At 34.9% G+C, this 8,576-nt stretch carries 7 protein-coding genes; 4 read left to right on the forward strand and 3 right to left on the reverse strand.

Going from position 1 to position 8,576, the window contains the following annotated elements:
• Positions 1-11 precede the first annotated feature (11 nt).
• On the reverse strand, positions 12-1,277 hold the full coding sequence (locus tag I6U49_RS16545) for an IS256 family transposase (protein ID WP_262894938.1): 1,266 nt from the start codon (positions 1,275-1,277) through the stop codon (positions 12-14).
• A gap of 920 nt (positions 1,278-2,197) precedes the next feature.
• On the opposite strand from I6U49_RS16545, the gene I6U49_RS17140 reads away from it, so the two are divergent.
• On the forward strand, positions 2,198-2,326 hold the full coding sequence (locus tag I6U49_RS17140; protein ID WP_262894982.1) for a hypothetical protein: 129 nt from the start codon (positions 2,198-2,200) through the stop codon (positions 2,324-2,326).
• A 660-nt stretch (positions 2,327-2,986) separates the two neighbouring features.
• Here I6U49_RS17140 and I6U49_RS16550 read toward each other — a convergent pair.
• Together I6U49_RS16550 and I6U49_RS16555 are read right to left on the reverse strand one after the other, a co-directional pair.
• Positions 2,987-4,087 carry a hypothetical protein gene (locus I6U49_RS16550; protein WP_198629661.1) on the reverse strand — a complete coding sequence of 367 codons (1,101 nt, stop codon included), beginning with the start codon at positions 4,085-4,087 and terminating at the stop codon, positions 2,987-2,989.
• A 2-nt stretch (positions 4,088-4,089) separates the two neighbouring features.
• Entirely contained in the window at positions 4,090-4,869 is a 780-nt protein-coding gene (locus I6U49_RS16555; RefSeq protein WP_198629662.1) for an RNA polymerase sigma factor, read from the reverse strand.
• A 396-nt stretch (positions 4,870-5,265) separates the two neighbouring features.
• On the opposite strand from I6U49_RS16555, the gene I6U49_RS16560 reads away from it, so the two are divergent.
• The 3 genes from I6U49_RS16560 (at position 5,266) to I6U49_RS16570 (ending at position 7,868) form a co-directional block, all read left to right on the forward strand.
• Positions 5,266-5,511, forward strand: a complete 246-nt coding sequence (locus I6U49_RS16560) for a helix-turn-helix domain-containing protein (RefSeq protein WP_198629663.1) — start codon at positions 5,266-5,268, stop codon at positions 5,509-5,511.
• A gap of 168 nt (positions 5,512-5,679) precedes the next feature.
• On the forward strand, positions 5,680-6,237 hold the full coding sequence (locus I6U49_RS16565) for a hypothetical protein (RefSeq protein WP_198629664.1): 558 nt from the start codon (positions 5,680-5,682) through the stop codon (positions 6,235-6,237).
• A gap of 173 nt (positions 6,238-6,410) precedes the next feature.
• Positions 6,411-7,868 carry a protein kinase domain-containing protein gene (locus I6U49_RS16570; protein ID WP_198629665.1) on the forward strand — a complete coding sequence of 486 codons (1,458 nt, stop codon included), beginning with the start codon at positions 6,411-6,413 and terminating at the stop codon, positions 7,866-7,868.
• Positions 7,869-8,576 lie beyond the last annotated feature (708 nt).

An 8,576-nucleotide genomic window follows, 5' to 3' on the forward strand; every position in this document is an offset into this window, starting at 1 on the left:
GGGTCTGTAAATTAAACTCTGTCTGATGTTTCAATTCCTCTGGGGCTAGCCCCAGAGGAATTGGCGTTTATGTCCAGCGGTATCCGGTCTCCAAATTTAATATAAAATTGCTGAATCGTAAGGCTCCAATTATGCAAAGGAGCGGTCCATTTCTTCTCAATGTTTCGTGTGGCCAGGTAGACTAGCTTTAGCAGCGACATATCAGTGGTGAAAGCACCCTTGGTTTTGGTAACTTTCCGGATTTGCCGATGGAAGCCCTCTACGGCATTAGTGGTGTAAATAATCTTCCTAATGGGTTCTGTATACTCAAAATACTGGGATAGCTGTTCCCAGTTACGCTGCCAACTTTCAATAACTACAGGATATTTATTACCCCATTTCCCTTCCAGGTTCAATAGCTCATCTTCGGCTACATCTTTAGTGACAGCCCTATAGACCTTTTTCAGGTCTTTCATAAACTCTTTTTGATCTTTAGAGGCAATATACTTCAATGAATTACGGATTTGGTGTACAATACAAAGCTGAACCTGAGCCTTTGGATAAACGCTTAAGATGGCTTGTGTAAAGCCTTTGAGATTATCTGTACAGGCTATTAAGATATCCTGTAATCCACGGTTATGAAGGTCGGTTAAAACCTGTAGCCAGAAATTAGCACCTTCGCTCTCAGAGATATACATCCCCAGGATTTCCTTTTTCCCTTCTTTGGTAATACCCAGGATGTTATAAAGTGCTTTGTGGGCAATCTTTCCATCCACTTTAACTTTATAATGCATGGCATCAAGCCAAACAATACAGTAAAGGGGTTCTAAAGGACGACTTTGCCAGGCTTTGATATCAGGAATGATCTGATCGGTGATCTGGCTTAAAACCGTATGGGAAATATCGGTATCGTACATTTCTTTGATATGACCCGAGATGTCACGGTAGCTCATTCCAAGTCCATAAAGACCGATAATTTTTTCTGAAAGATTATCAGCCAGAATCGTCTGTCGCTTTTTAACCAGTTCCGGTTGGAAGCTACTTTGACGGTCTTCAGGGGTTTCAATGTCAAAAGAGCCAAAGCCACTTTTAAGCTTTTTCTTTCCCTTGCCATTGCGTTTATTCCCTTTGGAGCGTTCATCACTACTTAGATGAGAGTCCATCTCTGCCTGAAGGGCCTTCTCAATAACGTTCTTGAGCATCGGTGCAAAAGCACCGTCTGCACCAAAAAGGCTTTTGCCTGACATGAACTGGTCAAGCACCTTTTTCTCGAATTCTTGTTGTTCTTTTGTTGCCATAATTCTGTATGAATGAAATTAATAAATAATTCAATTCAGACAGAGTTTATTTTACACTCTCCTAGGTAATGGAGATTTCACTCATCCATCAGGCCAAGAACGTATAGCATCTATAAAAAAATATATTCTAGAAACCGAAGAGCAAAATATGGATATTGCTTTTAAAAATAGGTTCAACAAAATTTTTTATATGAATTAAAAACACAGCATTAACTCAGTTTTTGATTTTTAAGAAGTATTTATTTTGTCTGGGAAGAAATTTGAGTTACTTCATTTCCCATAAACTTCTAAAATTCTCTAAACCAAAAAGAATCAATAGAATCTGTAATCCCCTCCTACCACTTGAATAAAAAATAAACAGGTTCGAATTATTAATATATTCCATTCTAGAAATTAAAAGATTAAATAGTATAATAACGAAACTTTTGCATTTATCATCATAATATTTATTCACCTCCCAAGAAGTGAAATATTATTTAGATATTCTTTACTTTTTTCACCTTAAGCATTTTCCTTTTTTGGCGAGATAAAGATCATAGTAGATCAGGATGAACAAGAAATTCTGTAAGTTTCATTTACTTCTTCCAGCGCCATCGCATTACCTTTTGATGCCATTCATCTTCAAGTTTTCAAATTAGAGAGGAGTTATAAATAGCATAGCGGTTTATGCACTCCGGTTAATTTCAAAACTTGTTTTTTAGCAGCAAAAAGTAAGGTGACAAAAAAAGGTTCTAAAAGAAAGTTGTAAAATCCTGATTAATGAATTTTAGTTACTATATAGCGGACTTGAATCAAAAAGCTTAGAAAATCTTCTAATTAGAAAATTGTGTTCATAACTTTTTGGTTCGTGTCCAAGACAAATTAAATTGAACCTCTTTTAATGGAATGAAGCTTTTGCGAAATAGAAGTAAAAGTGGTGAATGCCTGGGAATTTATTGGAAAAATCAGATCCATCTGGAGTTTCTACTAAATCTAGAAACTTTATATCCAATTGTAAAACCGGTCATTTTATGAAAATTGAATTCCACACACAGGAATGGAATGGATAACTGTTTTCTATTCAAATCTATTGAAGAATGGATAGCACTCACAATAGACTGGGTGAACGGAAATTAGGATATGAAGTAACAATTTTCGAGTATGTTATTAAAATGTTTCAGCCGAAGTATATTTAATTTGATCTATTCTACTTCCTTTTAATATATAAACCCGAATTTGTCGCAAATTCGCGCCTATTTTCACAGCTTCCCAAGGCATTTGTCGCAAATTGTATTAATTAAGAAAAACTAATAAAACATAAAAACCTGAAAAACAATTAAATACAGCCTAATAACACCGCGCAGCGTGTTATCCTCTTGCTATTCATTTTTATCCGCTTCGCTACTCAAAATGCTCTGGATTAATATGCCTAAAATATTGCGAAATAAATAAGCCCACGCCATTGTATATGCTAAACGTATTTATCGAATGCAATTTTCAACCCGGTATTTCATGGGTGTACAAGCACCCTCATAATTTATTCACTATCATTTCAATAACGACTTTTTCAGCCCTGTTTTTTATTTGGTCATGTTCATAGTAATTCAATTCCTTTCACCTCTCAAACTGAAAGGCTATTCGGCGCACAAAGTTGTATATGCTGTTTGCATTTAGTGAGTGTTATTAAAAAACCTCACCTTGCGGGTGTACAAGCACCCTCATCAATTAATTTAATCCACTATAAGTTCAATACCGGCCTTCTCGGCCTTGTATTTTATTTTGGTCATCAATTCGTAATAATTCCAGTTTCTTAATAGAAACCCATCTTCCTCTTTGGCGATTTCCATTTTATCTTCCTGATTTAACAAAATGAGTGTCCCTGCTTTGTGTTTGATACAAAAATCAATTAGCTTTCGGCTGTATACATGCAAACGGTTACCTACATAGTTTTTTTCCATTTCGTGGAATCTTTCTACTGCTTTAATTTTGCGTTTACGACCCTTTCCCGGTCTGCAATAGGTGGCTCCGCTGTGCGCCCTTTTTTGAGCAGCCTGTATGGCCAACCTTCTATATAGAAACTCTTCCCGAGTGCCGATACTAAGTGATTTCTTTCCGGATTTCACTATAATAGGGTGTTCAAGGGACAAAGAAGCTTCTGCAATTACTTCCGGTTTTAGCCTATGCTTTTCTTTCTCAATTTCAAATACTGCCAACCAGTAAATTTTTCCTTTTTTCAGTTGAAGTTTAGATGCACAAAGTTTGATTTGGCCGGCCACCAACTGTTCCAGTAAGCATCGTTTATCGGTATAATCCTTGCCTAAATATGCCTTCAGAGGAATGGAAAATAATCGAAAACAAAAGGTCTTTTTTTCTTCTTTATAGGATAAGCGTTGAATACCTGTCGTTCCAAATGGAAAAGGGATATCCTTTCTGAAATTTGCCAGGGAGCGTTCTCCTTTTCGATAATCCGGCAAGTTCTTATGAAAGGTATTGATGATATTATTATTCAGGTTGGCTAAAATGTTGGTAGGAATTTCCCCTTTAAAACGATCAGATACCACCCGGTAGGTGCAGTTGGTTTTTGATCGATTGAGTATGCCGTCTTCAGCTTTTTTTTCATCCGCCAGCCTATATCTTATTCCTTCCGATAAATAAAAGAATTCCTTGATCATTTCCTGCACGTATAGATGTGCAACAATGAGATTGGCAGCCCTGTAGCTACGATTCTGCCAGCGGTAAAGGGTGTTAAGACCCTCCTTTTTTTCTTCTTGGGTAGGGGCATCCACCTGTAGTTGGATCTTCCGAATGAGTTTTATGGTATCTTTTCCCATTATTAAGTCGATTGTTGTTCGTGTTTGAGCTGCAAAAGTTTATAGGCTACCATAAATTCCTTGTGCACTTCCCTTGTGGAAAGGTTCAGCTCCCGGGCAATATCCGCAAAGGAATATTGCTTTTCCGTACGCAGCTGTAACACCTTTTGCTGTTCCCGGGTCATAGTACCCTTGATTTTTACCGCCAGCATCGGTTTTGATTTAGCTTCAAGCGAACTTCCTATATTAATGATGTTTTTGATATCCTCAATAGCACTTTTTACTTCGATACTGGTTTTGGAGGTGCTGGTTCCAATCGCCAGGGCAATGGCTTTATACTGAAAACCGTATTTTAAACAGAGTTCAATAAGAAGCTTTCTTTCACTGCTAAGCAGGGGGAGGACACTCCGAATCCTGTCGAAGGCTTTTTGGTCTGCCTCCTGATCCTGTAAATGGATATCTTCTTTTTCTGGATCATAACCGTGCATATATTCTTGGTAATTTTCATAAAACTCCAACCTATTGATGTTTCGGTGAAACTTATTCCTGGGCTTGCAATAATAATAAGTACATTGCTTTTTCATCACAAAGCGTAAGAAATAATAAATATGCTCGGGAGTTTCTATCTCGTCTCTTTTCTCCCATAGTAATAAGAAAGTATCCTGGAGGATGGTTTCGATGACAAATTCATCTCGTATTAGTTGCTTTCCTAACCAAAAGAGCCTGCGATGGTATTTAGCATAGATAAATTCCAAAGCATCAGGATGTCCTTGTTGTAATAATTTAAAGATCCGTTGTAACATAAGCAGTCGCTTTTAAGTGGAGATAAAAACCTCTAGGTTTAAAATGAATTTAGCTTATGCGAATTCCTACAAGGTATAAAGAGAAGATAGCTTTGAAAGAAAGTCTAAAAAGAAAGGGCATGGAGACTTACTTATGCCAATGTGGTACTGGTATACCTTGGAACGACAAGTAAGCCCACGCCCGGGTCGTGAGCATTTACACTTATCATCTCGTTCCTTAAAATTACCAGTTTTCATTGGCGAGATTCAAAGCGAATGCTTCTAATATTTTACTTTAAGAAGGTTCGCAAATATATTAATATGAGATAAATATATAAAAATTATTAAAATGTAGTTTGTATTACCTACATTAATTATGTTAAAATTTATGAGATTGCTGTTTATAAGGGCTCATAAATGAATGGACATCAAACTTACCTTGAAAAATTTGGAGAAAATGTTCTCAAACGAAGGATTGAGCTAAAACTTAGTTATAGACAGTTGGCACAAAAATGCGATATAGATTTTAGTGCTATTTCAAAAATTGAAAAGGGTCAAAAAAGTTTTGAATTTCAGACTATAATTGAGCTTGCCAAGGGGTTAGAAATTCATCCCAAAGAATTATTTGATTTTACTTTCTTGGAACAGAATCCAGAAAAGTAAATTTCTAATGCCAAGTCTGCGAAATCACAGTCTCTCATTACGGGTTTCCATAATTTACTTTTATTTTAATGTATTATATTTAGTAATAACCTGCGTTTATCCCGATAATTTTATGATTAAATAAGTATATTGAGCAGGATATAACGAGTTATATATAATTTTTACCAAATGAATTTATCGCATTCAGAGAAAGAATTAAAAAAAGCAAAAGATTCATTGGAGAAAATGAAAGAAATTAAATTAAAAGATGATAAAAATTTACTCACTGAATTTGAATCTAATTGGGTTGACTTCTTAATTAACTTGGAAAAAATCTGGAAAAAATCGGAATTAGAATGTCAAGAAATACCGCAATTTCAACCTTGGCAAGGAAAATATAAAAGGGAACGGAAAAAAGATCCTCTATTAAGGTATTTAAAAAATGCGCGTGATGCGGACCAACATTCTATTCAACCTATAACGGAAGAAAAGGGTTATGAAGCTAAAATAATTTCTCCTTTAGAAGGAGCGATATATACAGAAGGTGATATTATTGAAATTAAAGCAGAGTTTAAAGAACCAAGAATCGAAACGAATAAATTTAATAATCGTGGTGTAGTTTATCAGCCTCCCGAAAAACATTTAGATCATTACTTAACGAATCCAAAAGATCCTATTGAGTTAGCGGAATTGGGAATTAAATATTACGAAGAATATTTATCTCAGATTCGAGAAAAATTCAATTAGATCGAACTAAGTAAAAACTATATATAACAACGGTTCATCGCCAATAAGCGGCACCGTTAGATTGAAAATAATTAACTTGACCAAGAAAACAATACTAAGCCGACAACTCCGCGTCCCTTACTCCGCCAACTGGCGATAACCGAGACCGTTATATACCATTTTTAAATAGAAATATGGCTAGAAAATACTTCAAAAAGAATCAAACGTTTGGTGATTGGAAATTATTAGAATATTTAGGAGGAGGAGGAAATGGTGAAGTCTGGAAATGTGAAGATAAATCTGGTAATATTGGAGCCATCAAGTTGATTAAATCAATTAAACAAAAATCATATGACAGGTTCAAAGACGAAATAACTATAACTGAAAAGAACTCAGATTTAGATGGAATCATTCCAATAATTGACAAAAATTTGCCTAAAGTTTTAAAGTCAGGGAATCATCCATACTTTGTAATGCCTGTCGCTGAAAGTGCGGAAAATCAATTAAAAGGTAAGAGCTTAGAAGAAAAAATAGATGCAGTACTTGAGATAGCCCATACTTTGAAGGAATTGCATAGAAGAAAAATTTCTCATCGTGATTTAAAATTACCAAACATACTCATCTATAATTCTAGGTATTGCGTTGCAGATTTTGGTTTAGTTGATTTTCCAAATAAAAAAGATATTTCCGTAAGAAATGAACAAATTGGAGCTAAGTGGACTATAGCCCCGGAAATGAAGAGAACGTCTTCTACTGCAAACAGCTTAAAAGCAGACATTTATTCATTAGCGAAAACACTTTGGATAATTCTTACTGAAAATTCTAAAGGTTTTGATGGGCAATATTCTACTGAATCCATTATAGAGCTTAAAAATTTCTACAAGAGTGATTATACTAGTCCTATTGACAAATTGTTAACTCAATCGACAGACAATGATCCTGAGAACAGGCCGACAATCGATGAATTTATAAATGCGTTATTGGAATGGAAAAACCTTAATGACGATTTTCACGAAAGAAATTTAGCTCAGTGGTTTGAAATACAGACAAAACTTTTTCCTACTTCATTTCCTAAACGAGTTATTTGGGAAAAAGTTGAAGATATAATTCAAGTCTTAAAGATCATATCTTCCTATGATAATTTAAATCATATGTTTTTTCCAGATGGAGGTGGCTTAGATTTAGTGGATGCCAAATTAGGAAATGAAAGAGGATGTATTGACCTTAATTTCTCAGGAATTTTTGATCTTGTAAAACCTAAAAGATTGGTTTTTGAATCTTTTGGTTCTAATGCTGACTGGAACTACTTTAGATTGGAATTGGATAAATTAGAACCATCACACGTGCATTTAGAAAACGGTGTACTACCAGATATTTTTAAAGAAATGATGAGAGAAACAGTTTCTGAAATAACTCCTGGAAATTACGACAAGTATGATATTGTTGAACATAGATACATATACGAAGAAGATGGGTATGAAATACCAAAAGAAGCCAGACATATCTCCAGATGGTTTGAAGGATGTTTTGTAATATTTTCTAAGCGTTCACACTACAATCTAACTCCGTCTACATATGATGGTAGACATAATAAAATGGATACCGAGGAATTTAGAAACTATATTGAAAATTGGATCGATAGGACATCATAACATTATTTCAGAATAAAAACGGTATATAACAACGGTTAATCGCCAATAGCCGGCAGCGTTAGAAAGAAAATAATTAACTTGACCAACAAACCAATACTAAGCCGACAAAGCCGCGTCCCCTACTCCGCCAACTGGCGATAACCGAGACCGTTACTTACAATAGCTCCGGACAGAAAAAGATAACCTAATAAGAAAAACTCACTGTTACGCGGACTTATAAAAGTGCAACTAAAAGATTGATTTTAGTAAAAAAGAAAACTAAAAATAAATCAAAAGTTCACTCTATCGGACTAAAATTGTGGAATTAAATAGAGTTTTTAGAAGTTGATCTAAAAAAAAGAGATAATAAATTTCTCACTTTTGCTCTAGAAAATTAGAAAATAAATGTTCACTCAAACCCTAAAAATCCACAAGAGTAAGACTGACTTAGAAGAAAAACTAAAAAGGTGAGCGGCAAATCTTTCGTGCTTACTCTAATGGGTCGCTACAATAAGTAACATCGGCTAAAGAAAATAGCTTGGGTTTAGCTAAAATTCTATATTTTAGAAGTCTAAATTAAACCTGGTTAAGCCGACAAGTTAGCACTTCCCTACACGCTACTTCCTTTAACCGTAACCGTTGTACCCAATTATAAAAACAACATTTTTCTTTCAATTGGTAAAAAATGAGCTTACTTTTGATAATATCAAATGATAGTATCAAATGAAA

The organism is Salegentibacter maritimus (assembly GCF_016236915.1).
Lineage (GTDB): Bacteria > Bacteroidota > Bacteroidia > Flavobacteriales > Flavobacteriaceae > Salegentibacter > Salegentibacter maritimus.